The 382-nt window shown below is 42.4% G+C and carries 1 protein-coding gene; it reads right to left on the bottom strand.

Annotated features, from left to right (window positions below):
* Positions 1-382 (bottom strand): CBS domain-containing protein (locus A3761_RS06865; RefSeq protein ID WP_156491693.1); only part of this gene is annotated, 382 nt, incomplete at both ends.

Genomic DNA, 382 nt, shown 5'->3' with positions numbered 1-382 from the left:
GAAGTGTCCCGCCCCATTTGAACCGACGATTGAGACAAGAGCTTAGCGTATATTTGTTGGCGAGAGATTACTGAAACTAGCTGCCCTTTATTATCCAGAACAGGAACTACCTGATAATGCACCTGTTCGAATAACTCAAGTACGTATCCCCATGTATCGCTTAGCTGAACACTAACGACCGGTTGGCTCATAACTTGGTAAGCATGATAAACAGCTTCTTGCTGTGAGTTTTTCTTAAGCAAATTCTGATATTCAGAAATCGCTTTGACGGGCACATCATAGGAACTTCTGGCTTGCTCATTCTCTTCAAGCTCTACTTCTGTATAATTTAAACTCGGTATTGTCGAGGTATTGGCGGGTTTCTCAACCTTCCTAAGCTTTT

The organism is Oleiphilus sp. HI0123 (assembly GCF_001635315.1).
This window is presented reverse-complemented; position numbering and strand designations above follow the sequence as displayed.